This window comes from Leptospira meyeri (assembly GCF_004368965.1).
Taxonomy (GTDB): Bacteria; Spirochaetota; Leptospiria; order Leptospirales; family Leptospiraceae; genus Leptospira_A; species Leptospira_A meyeri.
This window is the reverse complement of record NZ_SORO01000001.1, coordinates 2,636,762-2,653,343: the sequence shown is the minus strand read 5'-3', so window position 1 is coordinate 2,653,343 and position 16,582 is coordinate 2,636,762. Positions and strand designations below refer to the sequence as shown.

12 protein-coding genes are annotated in these 16,582 nt (G+C 38.3%); 7 read left to right on the top strand and 5 right to left on the bottom strand.

The annotated features are described in order from the left end of the window. Positions 1 to 55 precede the first annotated feature (55 nt). Both CLV96_RS12515 and CLV96_RS19830 read left to right on the top strand, forming a co-directional pair. Positions 56 to 637, top strand: a complete 582-nt coding sequence (locus CLV96_RS12515) for a hypothetical protein (protein ID WP_004786087.1) — start codon at positions 56 to 58, stop codon at positions 635 to 637. A 25-nt stretch (positions 638 to 662) separates the two neighbouring features. Next, positions 663 to 833 (top strand): hypothetical protein, encoded by a 171-nt coding sequence (locus CLV96_RS19830; protein WP_004784339.1) that lies wholly within the window; start codon positions 663 to 665, stop codon positions 831 to 833. 137 nt (positions 834 to 970) lie between these two features. Here CLV96_RS19830 and CLV96_RS12510 read toward each other — a convergent pair whose 3' ends face one another. Then, positions 971 to 1,990, bottom strand: a complete 1,020-nt coding sequence (locus CLV96_RS12510; protein WP_004787568.1) for a synaptic vesicle VAT-1 family membrane protein — start codon at positions 1,988 to 1,990, stop codon at positions 971 to 973. Positions 1,991 to 2,037: 47 nt separating this feature from the next. Between CLV96_RS12510 and gcvT the strand changes: the two genes are divergently transcribed. The 5 genes from gcvT to CLV96_RS12485 all read left to right on the top strand — a co-directional run bounded on the left by gcvT (position 2,038) and on the right by CLV96_RS12485 (position 8,228). Further along, positions 2,038 to 3,180: a glycine cleavage system aminomethyltransferase GcvT gene (gene gcvT / locus CLV96_RS12505; protein ID WP_004786770.1), complete on the top strand. Its 1,143-nt coding sequence runs from the start codon at positions 2,038 to 2,040 to the stop codon at positions 3,178 to 3,180. A 29-nt stretch (positions 3,181 to 3,209) separates the two neighbouring features. Continuing rightward, a complete protein-coding gene (gcvH, locus tag CLV96_RS12500) occupies positions 3,210 to 3,602 on the top strand; it encodes a glycine cleavage system protein GcvH (RefSeq protein ID WP_004786569.1) in 393 nt (130 codons plus the stop codon). Between the two features lie 16 nt (positions 3,603 to 3,618). Beyond that, positions 3,619 to 6,531, top strand: coding sequence for an aminomethyl-transferring glycine dehydrogenase (gene gcvP / locus CLV96_RS12495; RefSeq protein ID WP_004784745.1), 2,913 nt, complete (start codon positions 3,619 to 3,621; stop codon positions 6,529 to 6,531). Between the two features lie 23 nt (positions 6,532 to 6,554). After that, a complete protein-coding gene (locus tag CLV96_RS12490; protein ID WP_004786850.1) occupies positions 6,555 to 6,890 on the top strand; it encodes a (2Fe-2S) ferredoxin domain-containing protein in 336 nt (111 codons plus the stop codon). Positions 6,891 to 7,448: 558 nt separating this feature from the next. After that, complete coding sequence (locus CLV96_RS12485; protein WP_004787716.1) at positions 7,449 to 8,228, top strand: c-type cytochrome; 780 nt, start codon at positions 7,449 to 7,451, stop codon at positions 8,226 to 8,228. Positions 8,229 to 8,250: 22 nt separating this feature from the next. On the opposite strand, the gene CLV96_RS12480 is transcribed toward CLV96_RS12485, so the two are convergent. The 4 genes from CLV96_RS12480 to CLV96_RS12465 form a co-directional block, all read right to left on the bottom strand. Further along, a complete protein-coding gene (locus tag CLV96_RS12480; protein WP_004786361.1) occupies positions 8,251 to 10,701 on the bottom strand; it encodes a C1 family peptidase in 2,451 nt (816 codons plus the stop codon). Then, entirely contained in the window at positions 10,698 to 11,264 is a 567-nt protein-coding gene (locus tag CLV96_RS12475; RefSeq protein WP_243836478.1) for a permease, read from the bottom strand. Before CLV96_RS12475 ends, CLV96_RS12480 begins: the two co-directional genes overlap by 4 nt. A 130-nt stretch (positions 11,265 to 11,394) precedes the next feature. Beyond that, a complete protein-coding gene (locus CLV96_RS12470; protein ID WP_004785262.1) occupies positions 11,395 to 13,095 on the bottom strand; it encodes a hypothetical protein in 1,701 nt (566 codons plus the stop codon). 38 nt (positions 13,096 to 13,133) lie between these two features. Next, entirely contained in the window at positions 13,134 to 16,508 is a 3,375-nt protein-coding gene (locus CLV96_RS12465; RefSeq protein WP_004784511.1) for a methylmalonyl-CoA mutase family protein, read from the bottom strand. Positions 16,509 to 16,582 lie beyond the last annotated feature (74 nt).

The following is a 16,582-nucleotide window of genomic DNA, read 5'->3' as shown; positions in this document are numbered from 1 at the left end:
TAATTGTAAAAAAATCCGATTCAAACTCTAAAATCTGTCCGTTACTCTAAGTGATATGGCAGAGACGTATACAAAGTACTTCAATTTAGAGTTTGAACCCTTTTCTTTAGAACGAATCCTCGAAGAAAAACAAGATTCTTCCGGATTTTTCCTCTCTACCGTATTTCAAAAACGGTTTTCGGAAGAAGTGAACCTCAAACGCCACGAAGATCAGAAACTATGGATCCAAACCAAGAATCTTCGATATGTTGTTTTGGATGGAATTCAGAAAATTTCTGATGAAAACGGAAGATTGGAACCAACCAACATCCTCTACTTACTGGTATTTTTTGATTTTAATTCCATCACTGAGTATGGTTTCGAAGATGTCTGCAATGTGCTGATGAAACGATATGATCTCCCTTCTCTCATCCTCAAAATGCCTGACACAGACCATTTAGAGATCTGGGGGAAGGACCATTCACGTAAAAGTTATAAAAACGTAGTGCATCCTAACATCGAATCGCTGATGAAAGCTCTCTTTGATTCGATCAATAAGAAGGATCATTTTCAATTCATAGGTATGGAAAGATCCAATTCGGATAAAAAATCGGGATTTTTGATGAGCAGAAGGGGTTTTACAAGAGCAATTGCCTAATTTTTCTCTGAACTTACCTCTATAAATGAAAAAACCCGCAGGTTTTGCGGGTTCACACAATCTTACTTCGAAAGTTTCGAAGGAAGAATCGAATCTAAGTTATTTCTTAGATTTTTTCTTTGCAGCTTTTTTCTTCGCTGCTTTCTTTTTTGCGGCTTTCTTTTTAGCAACCATTGTGATCGTCCTTATCTTTTGATTTCAAAACACGGCTGTCCTTGGCAAACAGAGAGTGAATTGATACGACATAATTAAATCATATCATTTTAAATGTAAAGAAATTTTATTTTTTGCATGAATTTTTATTCAAAATAAAAAAACAGACTAATACACATTCTACGGAACTTTGATAACGATCTTACCGATTGTTTGTCCTGATTGAAATGTACGGAGTGCATCATGTATCGAATCAAAGGTAAACTCATGCCCAATGGTTTGTTTTGGTAGTGATAAGATCATTAAATCGGAAAAATGTTTTCGAAGTTCATCAATTTCATTCCACAACCATATTAAATTGAATCCCATCACCGATTTATTGTCTGAAATCATGGATAATGGATCAATTTTTGGTCTTCTGAGGTAAGAATAGACGATTGATAACCAATTTCGGTATGAATGTGATGGTGTGAAGTTCGCACTCCCATAGGTAACAAGCCTTCCCATTGGAGCTAAGAGATCATAACTGTCCTGAAAATATCTACCACCTAAACATTCTAAAACAATTTTTAACGGATGATCTGATAAAATTTTCTGCATCTCTTGTTTAAAACTAGGAGACCTAATGAGAAAATAATCATAACCAACCTCTTTTAAGATCGAAAACTTAACGGAATCACCTACAAGACCAATGGTGATTGCTTTTTTTTTCTTCGCAATGTGACCTGCCATGATCCCAACTCCACCGGCAGCACTATGAATGAGAACATGATCACCTTCTTTCACTTGTCCTAGTGGAATCAGTGCGTAGTATGCAGTGAGTGCTTGTACTGCAAAGGCTGCACCATCTTGCATTGACCAATCTTTTGGAAGTGCAAAAACAGTTTTTTCAGAGATGTTAAGATGAGTTGTGTATGCACCAAACCGAGTCACACCAAACACGGAGTCACCGACTTCAAAATTCTTAACTTTTTCGCCTATTTTCACGATTTTTCCAGAAAATTCTAAGCCAGGGATGAAACTTCCTTTGGGTGTTGCTGAATACAAACCATAAATCGAAAATACATCAGCGAAGTTAAGTCCAATGGCTTTCACTTCAATTGTCACTTCATCACCTTCGGGTGGCCTTAATGGTTCATTTTTACGATGAAGGTTGTCGATAGATCCGGTTTTTTCGATGCGATAGACTTCTCTTAACATAATATCTTAAAAAAAATTCAATTCCATAACTATGAAACCATTTTTCAATGGTTTTAGAGTCTGATCGAGAGAAAGCCGTGGAACTAAAACAAACACCTTTACATACAATTCATAAAGAAATGGGAGCCAAGATGGTTCCTTTTGGCGGATGGGACATGCCTGTCCAATATACAGGAATCATCCAAGAACATTTGGCCACAAGATCAGCTGCAGGACTCTTTGACGTATCCCATATGGGTGAAATTTTTGTCACCGGAAATGAAACAGATGTTCTTTCTTTTTTAGAATCAGTTACTTGCAACACCATCACTGGGATGAAAGTAGGCCAAGTGCAATATAATGCAGTGGTAAATGAATCTGGTGGTCTTGTGGATGATATCACTGTTTATAAATTCAGTGATTCAAAGTATATGATTTGTTCTAATGCTTCTAATTATCCTGCTGTAACAAAACACTTAGAAACATATAAAAAAGGGGACGTAACTGTTGTTGATGATAGTAAAAACTGGCATCAAATTGCATTACAAGGCCCAAAAGCAGATGAAATTTTTTCCAAGTATCTTGGTAAAGACTTAAGTTCTATCCTTTATTATCATTTTGAAGAAATGAATTGGAAAGGAGAAACCATCATCGTATCTCGCACTGGTTATACGGGAGAAGATGGATTTGAAATTTACACATCGAATGCACTCGGTGTCACTCTCTGGAAAGAATTATTAGAAATGGGAAAAAACTACGGTCTTGTACCCGTTGGACTGGGTGCACGTGATACACTAAGACTTGAAGCCAAATACCCACTCTATGGTCATGAATTGAATTCTGAATGGACACCTGTGGAATCGGGAATCAACTTTATAGTCAAAGAAAAACCATCCCCATACTTGGGATACACACGGATCATTGCAGACAAAAAGAACGGCCCGAAACGAAAAGTTGTGGGAATTCGCCTGATGGAACCTGGGGTTTTGCGCGAAAATTTCCCAATTTTCTCAGGTGATGGGAAAGAAATCGGCAAATCTACCTCTGGAACTCATTCTCCTAGCCGGAAAGAGTCCCTCGGACTTGCGATTCTCGACACCGAATTCGCCAAAAACCAAATGGAAGTATTTGTGGAGATTCGTGGGCAGAAGAAATTGGCTAAAGTAGAGACTGGCGCCTTTATCCAAGGCAGTGTTCGAAACAATCGTTAAACGAGGGCGTAGATAAGAAGAGGAAAATCATGGCAGATACACAAGCAAGAGACGGATATTATTATACAGAAAAACATGAATGGGTCAAAGTAGAGGGTGATGTGGCACTCATCGGAATCACTGACTTTGCACAAAATGCGCTAGGTGATATCGTGTTTATTGACCTTCCAAAACCTGGAAAACAAATCAAAGCTAAAGACAGCCTTGGAACCATTGAATCAGTAAAAGCTGCAGAAGATTTGTATTCACCAATTTCTGGAGAAGTGGTAGAAACCAACGCAAACCTAGGTTCTAATCCAGCGGCAGTGAATGCAGAGCCATTTGATACTTGGATGGTAAAATTAAAAAATATCCAAACATCCGAACTTGGCAGTCTTTTAACATCTGCGCAGTACAAAGAATACGTATCTAAATTAGATTAATAGGAGTTTTTCTAAAGTGAGTTCCACAAAACCTACATCACCTCTCCAATCCCCTTACGAAGAAACATTAGAACCAAGTGATACCTTCCTCCGTCGCCATGTCGGTGTGACAGAAGAAACAGTTTCTTCAATGCTGAATACAATTGGTTATAAGGCTTTGGACGATCTGATTAATGATGCGGTTCCGGAAAACATTCGTTTACGAAAGGAACTCAACTTACCAAATCCGATTGGTGAATATGCTCTCCAAAGAGAACTAAAGAAAATTGTTTCTAAAAACAAAATCTATCGGTCTTATTTGGGTCTTGGTTACTATTCTTGTATTACACCTGCCGTGATCCAAAGGAATATTTTAGAAAATCCAGGTTGGTATACGGCGTATACTCCGTACCAAGCAGAAATCGCTCAAGGGCGTATGGAAGCTCTCATCAATTTCCAAACGATGATCACCGACTTAACAGGAATGGAAATTGCAAACGCATCACTTCTGGATGAAGGGACAGCAGCGGCAGAAGCCATGAATATGCTTTTCTCTTTAAAAGATGATACACAAGGAAAATCATTCTTTGTTTCACAATCGGTTCATCCACAAACGTTAGATGTAATCCGCACCCGTGCGATTCCACTTGGAATCAATATTGTTGTTGGATCTTTTAAGAAGATGGTTCCTTCCAGTGATTTTTTTGGAGCAATCGTCCAATACCCATCTACTGATGGAACCATTTATGATTTTAGTGAATTTATAGAAAGCCTTCACAAGGTGGGTGCAAAAACAGTAGTAGCTGCTGATCTTTTAGCACTTACTATTTTAAAAGCACCGGGTGAAATGAATGCGGATGTTGTTGTGGGAACTACACAACGATTTGGATTGCCACTAGGATTTGGTGGGCCACATGCAGGATACTTTGCCACCAAAGAAGAATACAAACGAAACATGCCGGGTCGTCTCATTGGAGTTTCTAAAGACTCTCAAGGAAAACCTGGTTACCGCCTAAGCCTCCAAACACGAGAACAACACATTCGTCGCGACAAAGCAACATCTAACATTTGTACAGCGCAAGTTTTACTCGCAGTATTATCTTCTATGTATGCCGTTTACCACGGGCCTAAAGGTTTAAAACAAATTGCATCACGAGTTCATCGTATGACAACGATCCTTGCCACTGGTCTTGAAAAACTTGGATACAAAATCATTTCCAATCCGTACTTTGATACCATCCGAGTAGAATTATCAAAAATTTCTTCCGCAGAGATCATCCACTATGCAGAAGAAAGAGAAATCAATATCAGACAGGTTTCTGGTCATGTGATCAGCATCTCTTTAGATGAAACTACGAATCTAAAAGATATCAAAGACCTTTTGGAGATATTTAACGAAAACAAATCCCTCCATTTTGCTCTAGAAGATCTAACGACCAAAGAAGAATGGAAAATCCCAGAACTTTTGGAACGTAAGTCATCGTATCTAACACATCCTGTGTTTAACAGTTTTCATACAGAAACAGAGATGCTTCGTTACATCCGTAGATTGGAATCCAAAGATTTGTCACTGACCACATCTATGATTGCGCTTGGTTCCTGTACTATGAAACTCAATGCGTCTACAGAAATGTATCCTATAACTTGGCCAGAACTTTCCAATGTCCATCCTTTTGTTCCTGAAAACCAAACCGAAGGGTATAGGACTCTTTTTAGCCAATTAGAAAAATGGCTTTGTGAAATCACTGGGTTTGCGGAAGTATCTCTCCAGCCTAACGCTGGTTCGCAAGGAGAGTATGCAGGTTTACTTGCGATTCGTAATTACCACCAAAGTCGTAACGATATGCATAGAGACATTTGTCTTATTCCTATTTCTGCACACGGAACCAATCCTGCATCCGCAGTGATGGCTGGATTCAAAGTGGTTCCTGTGAATTGTGATACGAACGGTAACATTGATGTAGAGGATCTTAAGAAAAAAGCAATCGAATACAAAAGTAGTTTAGGTGCTCTTATGGTAACCTATCCTTCCACCCATGGTGTGTTCGAAGCATCCATCAAAGAAATTTGTCAAACCATTCATGATAATGGTGGGCAAGTGTATATGGATGGAGCCAATATGAATGCACAGGTCGGACTCACAAGGCCTGGTGATATTGGTGCTGATGTTTGCCATTTAAATCTTCATAAAACTTTTTGTATCCCTCATGGTGGTGGTGGACCTGGTGTTGGGCCAATCGGAGTTGCCGAACACTTAGCACCTTTCCTACCAGGACATAGCCTTGTGGAAAATGGATCGAATAACAGCCAATGGGCGGTATCTGCTGCTCCTTGGGGATCTGCATCTATCATTGTGATTTCTTGGGCTTACATTGCCATGCTTGGATTTGAAGGATTACAATTTGCAACAAAAATCGCGATCCTCAATGCAAACTATATCGCTAAAAAATTGGAATCTTCTTTTCCGGTTTTATATCGCGGGAACAAAGGTCTTGTGGCTCACGAGTGTATTTTAGATATGCGTGGATTCAAAAAAACAAGCGCTGTCGAAGTAGAAGATATCGCCAAACGCCTCATCGACTATGGATTCCATTCACCCACTATGTCTTTTCCTGTTCCTGGAACTCTTATGGTCGAACCAACAGAATCGGAATCAAAGGAAGAACTCGACAGATTCATTGATTCTATGTTAGCCATTGCAGCCGAAATCAAAGATATCGAGTCGGGAGTTTTATCGAAAGAAGACAACCCACTTAAAAATTCTCCTCACACAGCAGACATGGTCATCAGTGATTCTTGGAACCATTCGTATCCAAGAGAACGAGCGGCTTACCCTCTTCCATGGTTACGCACACGTAAGTTCTGGCCGAGTGTAGGCCGTGTGGACAATGTGTACGGAGATCGAAACTTAGTTTGTTCTTGTATTCCTATGGAAGACTACGCCGTTTAGGAAAAATAAGGATAAGAAAACCAATGTTTTACGAAAAACATGTTTTTGTCTGTGAAAATCAAAGGGCACCTGGCGAACGGGTGTCTTGCGGAAACCAAGGTTCCATCGAACTCCTAAAACTCCTCAAACAAAAAGCAGCCAAAGCTGGTATCGAATACAAATTTCGAGTCCAAAAATCTGGTTGTTTGGACCGTTGTGAACTTGGTCCCATCCAAGTATCTTACCCCGAAGGGAAATGGTTTGCGATGAAAACTGAAGCAGATGTGGAAACCATTTTAGAATTTTATCTGAAAACCAATCAACCGGAAAAATACAATCACCTAATCGTCGCAGATGATGCAGTGGCAGAATCAGAATAAAGAAATAGATACCGTTTCAAATCAAAGGAATCACTATCATTCCGCAAAATTCCTTTTGTTTAGGAAATTTAAAATACCTCCATTTAATACTGTCCAATTAAACATTCCAATACCGATAAATATTTCCTTTGACTGACATATTGATATTCCAACTATTCCTTTTAATCATTTAGAAAGGATAGTCAGTTAAGAACTTAAGTAAACTACCTAATACTGATTGCCAAGCATTGAAGTTTCATCATTTGCAAAACCATGAACTTCCCTCGAAATTTTTTTATCAAAAAGAAGATACGCTCGCTGGAATTAAAGCTTTGTGATAAAAGGAATGCATTGGGTGGCGGGTCTAGTTCCCCACCCTAAATCGGGCGGGGATACACATATCCAATCTGTACCCACCCCCTAAAACCCTCCTATTTCCCCTTGACCAAAAACATCTCGCCTAGTCTCTTTGCTCCACCTATGAAAAAAATATCCCGTATCCTCACGATCACCTTTCTATCCTTAGTGGGCATTCTTGTAGCGTTAGCCATGACTATTTATGTATTGAGTTCGATACGTATGAACAAAACGTACGCAGTGAATTCTATTCCCATTCCTAAATTTTCTAAAACTGCGGACATTCTGGAAGGAAAACGTCTCTACCAATCCAGAGGTTGCAGCGATTGCCATGACGTTGATGGAAGCGGTAAAACTTTTATTGAGGATCCTGCGATAGGGACACTATCTGGATCAAACCTAACAGCAGGTAAAGGAGGAATTTTATCTGAAAGAACTGATGAAGAACTAGCTATTGCAATTCGCCACGGTGTTGGAAAAAATGGCAGGGCTTTGATATTTATGCCGTCTACAGACTTTCAAGGTATGACCAATGAAGATGTTGGAAAGCTAATCTCCTACTTAAGATCCACTCCCGCTGTTGACAAGCCACAAGGTGAAGTCAAACCAGGACCGTTGGGCAGATTTCTATTCTTAATTGGAGAAATTCCTGTTTTCGTATCTGCTGAAATCATCAATCACAATTCAGTTCACTTAACCAATATTACACCTTCTATTTCTATAGAATATGGAAAATATGTTGCATCAACTTGTACAGGCTGCCATGGATTCGATTTAAAAGGTGGGCCTATTCAAGGTGCGCCACCAGAATGGCCCCCTGCGCAAAATATTAGTAAAACTGGACTCAACCATTATACTGAAGCAAACTTTATTCAAACCATCAGAACCGGGAAACGTCCCGATGGTTCAGAAATGAAATTCCCAATGCCTTGGAAAAGTTTAGGCCAACTAACAGACACGGAACTAAAAGCTCTCTGGAGGTATTTACAAACGATTGATTAATTTATCAAACTAATTAATCGTATCACTTCTCTTTAGCAAAACTCAGTTCCACTCCGTTCTCAAATTCTTTAACCGAATGGAACTGAGCCAAAGAATTTCCTTCCAAAGATTTTGAAATTTCAAACAAAAATCCATTTGCCTTTAGAGTTTGACTTCCTGGAATCCAGGTTCCATTGAATTGACGAATCTCATTATCATTTAATTTTAATTTTGCGGAAAAGTCTTGTCCATTCCCAGTAATTTCGATTCCAACCACTTGGGGACCAGATTTTGGATTCCAATACATTGAAGACCATTTACCAACGAATGATGAGGGTAATTCTTCTAAAGAAATAACTCTTTTTTTCACTTGGGCTTTCGGCTCATTCCAAAACACTGAAACAAAATTAGTATCTTTTGATTCAGATCCAAATTCCGATTTTGAGCGTACTGAGTATAAAAATAAATCACCAGAGTTTCCTGGAAAAGTTTCGCTATAAGAATTCTTTTTACCTTCTACTGAAGATATAAACTCAAGTTTTCCAGTTTTTCCTGTTCCCTTTAAATGTTTACGATAAATATAATATTCAAAACTATCTTTTACAGAATCCCACTTTAATGTTACAAGTTTGTCTTTACCAATCAAATTAGATGTTAATTGTTTTGGAGGATTGAGAGTCGCTCCACCTGCTCTTTTCGTTAGGCTTGGATCTGCTTTTCCAATGACAACTTCACTTGGCTCTGCATAACCAAAATCATTTGCAGAAATGATAGTATATAAATATTGGTCTCCATTTTGAATGGATTGGTCAGTATCAGTATATGTTGTTCCAGAGATTTCAAACTGCCCAGAAGGTTCCGCTCTTTCATCAAATCGATATAAATAATAAATTTTGGCTCCTGGGGCAGCATTCCAAGTCAAAATAATTTTATTTGAAAAATCACCATTAGTTGCTGTTAAATGAATCACTTGATTTGGCAATGAATTTTGATCTGCAACATCAACCAGTGCTGTCTCACTCCATTCACCTGATGTTTTCGATTGAGTTAGCGCACTCACACGATAAAAATTTGATTCACCGATTTTGGGTGAAGAATCGATAAAATTGGAAGTTTTGCTTGTCCCAATATTTTTCCATTTTAATGATGAGTCTGCACGTGCAATTGTATAACCACTTGCCCCATCCAATTCAGACCAAGTTAATTCTACATTCGGCAATGTTCCACTTACATAAACCAGGCCGGAAAGGCCAACAACTTGCCCTAAACTCCCATTGGAATTTGTTTCTGCTGCAGTAAAACCTTCCACTACCGAGGAAACTTCAGAAACTTCTTCCGCACCAATTGAAACGATTCTATACAAATAACTAGAATTAGGTGAAACGGATAAATCAGTAAAACTCGGTTTATCAGAATAAGCAAGATCGTAGAATTCAGATTCATCTTTCCTTTGAATCAAATAAGTTACTGCTAAATCTTGATTTTTCCAAGTTAAAATGATTTTCGAATCAAATTCCCCTTTTGAAACTTTGATTTCGTTTGGTGGAAGAATGGGTTTCTTTACCGGAATTGTATTTAGGTTCGGCGTACTTTGCGTTGCCTGTTCATCAATGATCGCATAAGTTTCTTGTCCTACTTTTGCAAGCATTGAATAAGAAACCCAACCAAATCCTTTATCACCCCAATTGGTCCCCCAAGAATTTTGTAATTTAAAAGCTCCTTTTTTACCTGACTTAGATTTTTTATTATCATCATACCCAACTATCGTCATGGCATGACCGCCATAACTTTGCCCGCCATTTTCGTCATAAATAGTGGAGCCTTTTAATTTATAAAAAGCATCATCGATGATCATTCCGACCATAACTACGTTCTTTCCTGCTAACACCCGCTTAATTTCATCTGGGTTTTTAAAGTTAAGTCTAGAGAAGGATTTAATTTTGTATTTAAGTGCTTCTTTTTTAGAACTTTGGGAAGGTTGTGTAAGATAATCTTTATCTGAATAAGGCATACTGCTCCATGGAGCGGCACCATTCGACTTTAAAAATTCCATTGTTTTATAATAATATAAACCTTTGTCTTCTCCACCATTCTGTTGGTTGTAAATAAAAGCAGGTGAAAAAACAAAGTTTCCCTTTCCGCCAGCAAAAGGAGGATCATATTCCGAAATCTGTCCTTTGTTTTTTAATAAATAAGATTTGATTGCATAACCGGTCGCCCATGCAACACAACTGTTTTGTCTCCCTTGATTTCCAACAGGAGGCATTAGTGAAGACAAGTCGATGGATTTTGGTAATTCTTCAAACGAATTAAAATCTCTTTTGAGAGGAATACTATCTTGTATTTCCTTAGAACTAGGAATATATCCGCAAGAAAAAGTTCCCGGTTTGCATCCAGGAGAACGAACACTACTCGGATCAAACTCCTCAGCAAAGATTGCCGTTGTGATTACAAAGCAAATCCCTATCGTTTTCCAATTTTTTTTACGGCTCATGGTTTCATCCCCTCTATGATTTGTATGATATTATTTTTTTGTTTCCATTCTGGATTGTTACGATCTTCCAATTGATAATAAAACTTTGAATTGATGGAGTTAAAAATAAATGAAACATAGTTATAGCTGACACCTGTCATTTGTTCCTTGGGAATGTTTTCTATTGGGAGTTGGAAAATTTTGTATTGAAAAAGTGATTCCATCCATTTCTGATAATTTTGCGGGGAAATTTCTTTTGATTCATTTAAAATCAATTTCCCTTTCTCTATCACCCGACGTGTTAAAATGATTTTTTTTTCTTTTGCTACTAATTGAAATTGTTTTGCAAATCGATACTCCGGTGAGACAGCACCAGAACTTTCTTCCCAAATTAGTTCCATAGGTTTCCAAAATCCCTTTTGGTTTTTTAGATGCAACGATCCAGTTTGGTTTTTTTTTGAATTTAACTTAGATTTAATTTTATCGTTACGGTGCGAATCAGGAACTGAGGATTGATTTCTAACTGGCTTTGGATTTGGTTCCGCAATCATTTTGCCTCCCACCAAAACAAGTGAAACTATCATAAGCAATATATTTACAAATGAAATCAAAGTGGATTGATCACATCTTGTTTTCGCAGGAAAACAAGACTTTTTTCACTACAAAACAGTGTTCGAAAGTTTCAAAGAAACGATTCTTTAGAAGAATCAATGATTAACTACTTCCAATTTCTGCTTTCAGCCATTTTTTCTCACCAATCGATTTCTTCATATTTTCGATGAGTGCGACAGTAATATTGGTATTGAGTTTCACCATATCTGGATCTTGTGCGATAACAATCATTTCATCAATTAGGTAATCAATTAAATTCTCAATCGACTTCCTTCCTGAAGGATCTGTTGCCATTGCAACTGTTGCTTGAGAAATCGCAGAATAAATTGTTAAACTAATTTGTTTCGTGAGATTGGCCTGCATCTCTTTTGGAAGTAAAGATATAGGTTTCATATTTGCAGAAACACGTTCTGAAACTTCTGTTACCAAATTTTGAATTAATGATTGTAAGTTTGGGTTTTGTGCTGACTTTGCTATATTTTTGATAGCAACTTTTTTTAATTCATCTCGATTTTGGTCAATGGCATTCACGAGTTGATCAAGTGAATTTCCAGATTTTACTTCATTCTGAGTTTCTGTAAGAATCTGAATGGTGACAATATCAGAGATTTCTTCTTTGATGATATTAGAATAATACCGCAAAGTTTTACTAATCAAATCATTCCCTAAAATACGAGTGAACTGATTGGTTTGTAACATCAGATAAATTTTATAGACCCGAACCAAACGGAAAAAACGGAATGTAGCAATTGGAATGAGACCTAATACATCATACCAATGATAAATAGGATATAAAAACCAAGCAATATAAGTTTTGTTTCGAATGGCAATCAACCAACTGATGATAAATTCTGCCAAAAAGAAAAACAAAAAAGGAGCGTCTAACAACAAGTAGTTGTTAACTGGGCTACCATCAGAAGAAATTGCCCGGTAATAATTCAGAGCAAAATATTCTCTAAATTGTTGGTTAAAAAATTCAATTTTTTGTTCTAATGACCTGTTTTGGTCCCGCCAAAACCAAGCAAACGCAACAACGGTAGATGGAATTCGATCTCGATTCAAAACTGGATCCAGTTCTTGTCTTAATTTAATATCCCTTGCTTTTGTTTTATGTTTTTGGTATTCATTTTTGATTGCTGTTTGGATCTCCGATAAAAATTTTGTTTGTCCAGACATAGCGAAAGGATTTGTTTCCACTATCTCCAACATCCGTTTGTCCATCTTTTGAAAAATAGATATGATTTCTTTGGATTCGTTTGCCTCAATACTCAAACGGTTGATAAAAGCATATTTTTCAGAAAGTTCCCCGAGGGTTGTAATTTCATCAGTTTCTTCCATAACACTGAAAAAATCATTGAGTTGGACCAACGTTTCTTCGACTTTTTTTCTACGAAGTTGGACATCTCCTATTTGTATCGCCGATTCAAAGTTAGCGTATAAAAATTCAAACCTTTCATTGGAAACTTGTGATTTTAAAGAAGTGAGAGTCTTATAAATTTCTTCGCTCGTGATTTTTCTTTGGTTCTCTCGAAAACTATCATCTCGTAATTGCGTTAAATATTTTAAATCATCCACCAAATCAGTATAAGCAGATGTAGTTCGATGGGTTTCAATTCCTAAAATTGGTTTGTCGTATAGTTTAAGTAATTCTGGAAACTTATGAAAATAAAACGGCCGCAAACTCAAATAACTCAAATCAAAAATGATAAGCGCTAAGTTCCCAAGGACAACAAAGACCATGGTAATGTCCCAAAGTAGAGGAATTCCAAGTTTGTGTTTTTTGATCAAATCCCAAGAAATCATAAAGTCACCAAGGGCAGAATCTCTACCCTTTCCTTTGTTTACATGTTACGGCGGTATTGACCTCCCACTTCGTACAAAGCATGGGAGATTTGCCCTAAGGACGCCACTTTCACTGTTTCGAGTAACTCTTGAAAGATATTTTCTTTCGCACGAGCCACTTGTTTTAATTTTGTAATGGCAATGTCTGTTTTGCCTTCATTTCGTTTTTGAAACGCCTTCAAATTTCCAATTTGTTGCTGTTTCTCCTCATCCGTCGAACGAATGACTTCCCCTGGAATCACCGTTGGCGATCCGTTTCGATTGAGAAATGTATTCACACCAATGATCGGGTATTCACCAGTATGTTTTAAGGTTTCATAATGTAGGGATTCTTCTTGGATTTTATTCCTTTGGTACATCCGCTCCATCGCACCAAGCACCCCACCCCTTTCGGTCAGTCGGTTGAATTCAGCTAAGATGGCTTCCTCCACTAAATTGGTAAGTTCTTCAATGATAAAGGCACCTTGTAATGGATTTTCATTTTTGGCAAGACCAAGCTCCCTGTTGATGATGAGTTGGATGGCAACAGCCCGGCGAACCGATTCTTCTGTAGGTGTTGTGATGGCTTCATCATAAGCATTTGTATGAAGGGAATTACAATTGTCATAAATTGCATATAACGCTTGCAATGTGGTTCTAATATCATTGAAATCAATTTCTTGTGAATGTAAAGACCGACCCGATGTTTGGATATGGTACTTTAACATTTGTGAACGTTCATTGGCTCGATACTTGAACTTCATCGCTTTGGCCCAAATCCTACGAGCCACACGTCCAATCACAGAATACTCTGGATCAATCCCATTCGAAAAAAAGAAAGATAGGTTTGGAGCAAACTCATTGATGTCCATCCCACGACTTAAATAATATTCTACATAAGTAAATCCATTGGCTAAGGTAAACGCAACTTGGGTAATAGGATTGGCACCTGCTTCTGCTATATGATATCCACTGATTGAAACAGAATAAAAATTCCGAACAGCATTTTGGATGAAGTGGTGTTGGATGTCTCCCATCATTTTTAAGGCAAATTCAGTAGAGAAAATACAAGTGTTTTGCGCTTGGTCTTCTTTTAGAATGTCCGCCTGCACAGTGCCACGCACTTGCGAAAGGGCTTCTTTTTTTAGTTTTGTATACACTTCGATTGGTAATACTTCATCACCCGTCACACCAAGAAGCATCAGTCCTAAACCATCGTTAGTTTCAGGAAGTACCCCATCAAAACTTGGAACCTCTTGTCCTTTGGCTGCATAGATTTTCTGAATTTGGGAATTCACTTCTTCTGTTTTCCCTTCTGCACGAATGTATTTTTCACAGGCTTGGTCAATGGCAGCATTTAGGAAAAAAGCCAGCACCATTGGCGCAGGGCCATTGATGGTCATGGAAACGGATGTGGAAGGATCACAAAGATCAAAACCAGAATAAAGTTTTTTGGCATCATCGAGTGTGGCAACATTCACACCGGAGTTTCCGATTTTTCCATAAATATCAGGACGGATATCTGGATCTTCCCCATACAAAGTCACAGAGTCAAAAGCAGTTGACAGTCGTTTGGCGGGCATTCCCGAACTCAAATAATGGAAACGACGATTGGTTCGTTCTGGCCCACCTTCTCCGGCAAACATACGTGTTGGATCTTCTCCACTTCGTTTGTATGGATACACTCCTGCTGTATAAGGAAAAAAACCTGGGAAGTTTTCTTGATAAGACCAATGTAAAATATCACCCCAATCCACAAAACGCGGAGTGGCAATTTTTGGAATTTTCAAATGGCTGAGAGAAATCGTATAATTATCGACTTTGATTTCTTTGCCACGAACAAAGTAGGAATACTGTTCCTTTCGAAAGGATTCAATTTTTTCAGACCAAGTTTCCAAAATGTTTTTGGATTCAACAGATAAAGAACCCCATAACAATTGGTACTCGGATTCCAAGTCTTTAGTTGGTTTTCCTTTTTTGGCTAATACGGAAATGGCACCTTTCAGTTGGTAGGCTGATCTTGCGATTTCTGCTTCTTTGGAAATCCACTCGGCATTTCGATCAATTTCTTCTTTGATTTCTGTTAAATACCGAACACGATCAGGAGGGAGGACAACAGATGCTTCTCTTCCTTCTTGGTTTTTAGAGGAACTGGTTTTCCAATCTAATTTATTTTTTTCGATCACAACTCCAATCAGATGAGCATAGAGTTCATCCGTTCCCGCATCCTGGAACTGCGAAGCAATCGTTCCATATACCGGCATTACATCAATTGGATCATTGAATAAATTACGAGCTCTTTGGTATTGTTTTTTCACATCCCTAAGAGCATCAAGGGCTCCTCGTTTATCAAACTTATTGATGGAAATCACATCCGCATAATCGATCATATCAATTTTTTCTAACTGAGTGGCCGCACCATATTCTGGTGTCATCACGTATAACGAAACATCGGCGACTTCCGTAATTTCGGAATCACTTTGTCCAATCCCAGCAGTTTCAACAATGATCAGATCATAACCTGCAGATTTTAAAATCTGAATGGCACCTTTCACACTTCTGTTGAGAGCAATGTTTGCTTCCCTTGTCGCAAACGACCTCATATACACTCTCTCATTTAAAATGGAATTCATACGAATCCTATCTCCCAGAAGTGCCCCACCTGTTTTTCGTTTTGATGGATCCACAGACAAAATGGCAATGGTTTGGTTTGGAAAATCGTGTAAGTACCGACGAACCAGTTCATCCGTTAAGGAAGACTTACCAGCACCACCTGTTCCGGTAATTCCAAGAACGGGAATATTTTTCTTTGGAGGTGGAAATTCTAAATTGATAGAGTAGTTTGTTTTTTCCTGCAAAAGGGAAAACTCCATCTGTGTGATGGCTTGCCCAAGTGCTAAAAAATTTTTCTTTTGGATTTGTGACGCCAAATCTCCGTTAAACGAAAGTGGAGTAGGAAAATCAGATTGTTTGACAACATCGTTGATCATCCCTTGCAAACCAAGGGTCCTTCCTTCATCAGGGGAATAAATATGAGCCACACCGTATTTATGTAGAACTTCAATCTCAGAAGGGAGAATGGTTCCACCACCACCACCAAACACCCGTATATGACCTGCCCCTTCTTTTTTTAATAGATCAATCATGTATTGAAAATATTCCACATGACCACCTTGGTAGCTGGTGATGGCAATCCCTTGTACATCTTCTTGGATCGCACATTGGACAATCTCTTGCACACTCCTGTTGTGTCCCAAGTGGATCACTTCTACCCCACTCTGTTGCAAAATCCTCCGCATGATATTGATGGAGGCATCGTGGCCATCAAAGAGGGAGGCCGCCGTCACAAAGCGAATTTTGTTTTTGGGGGTGTAAGTTAAGATTTCGGTGGTCATAGAGAACAACGTTCTAAAAAGATTGCTACGGATTCAATAGCAAAATGCGACAGGAATGACATAGCTTTGGAAAC

Bases quoted from the DNA above. Each gene is read 5' to 3' on its own strand.
- CLV96_RS12515 (WP_004786087.1), top strand. From the start codon at position 56: ATGGCAGAGACGTATACAAAGTACTTCAATTTAGAGTTTGAACCCTTT.
- CLV96_RS19830 (WP_004784339.1), top strand. From the start codon at position 663: ATGAAAAAACCCGCAGGTTTTGCGGGTTCACACAATCTTACTTCGAAA.
- CLV96_RS12510 (WP_004787568.1), bottom strand. From the start codon at position 1,990: ATGTTAAGAGAAGTCTATCGCATCGAAAAAACCGGATCTATCGACAAC.
- gcvT (WP_004786770.1), top strand. From the start codon at position 2,038: ATGGTTTTAGAGTCTGATCGAGAGAAAGCCGTGGAACTAAAACAAACA.
- gcvH (WP_004786569.1), top strand. From the start codon at position 3,210: ATGGCAGATACACAAGCAAGAGACGGATATTATTATACAGAAAAACAT.
- CLV96_RS12490 (WP_004786850.1), top strand. From the start codon at position 6,555: ATGTTTTACGAAAAACATGTTTTTGTCTGTGAAAATCAAAGGGCACCT.
- CLV96_RS12485 (WP_004787716.1), top strand. From the start codon at position 7,449: ATGAACAAAACGTACGCAGTGAATTCTATTCCCATTCCTAAATTTTCT.
- CLV96_RS12480 (WP_004786361.1), bottom strand. From the start codon at position 10,701: ATGAGCCGTAAAAAAAATTGGAAAACGATAGGGATTTGCTTTGTAATC.
- CLV96_RS12475 (WP_243836478.1), bottom strand. From the start codon at position 11,264: ATGATAGTTTCACTTGTTTTGGTGGGAGGCAAAATGATTGCGGAACCA.
- CLV96_RS12470 (WP_004785262.1), bottom strand. From the start codon at position 13,095: ATGATTTCTTGGGATTTGATCAAAAAACACAAACTTGGAATTCCTCTA.
- CLV96_RS12465 (WP_004784511.1), bottom strand. From the start codon at position 16,508: ATGACCACCGAAATCTTAACTTACACCCCCAAAAACAAAATTCGCTTT.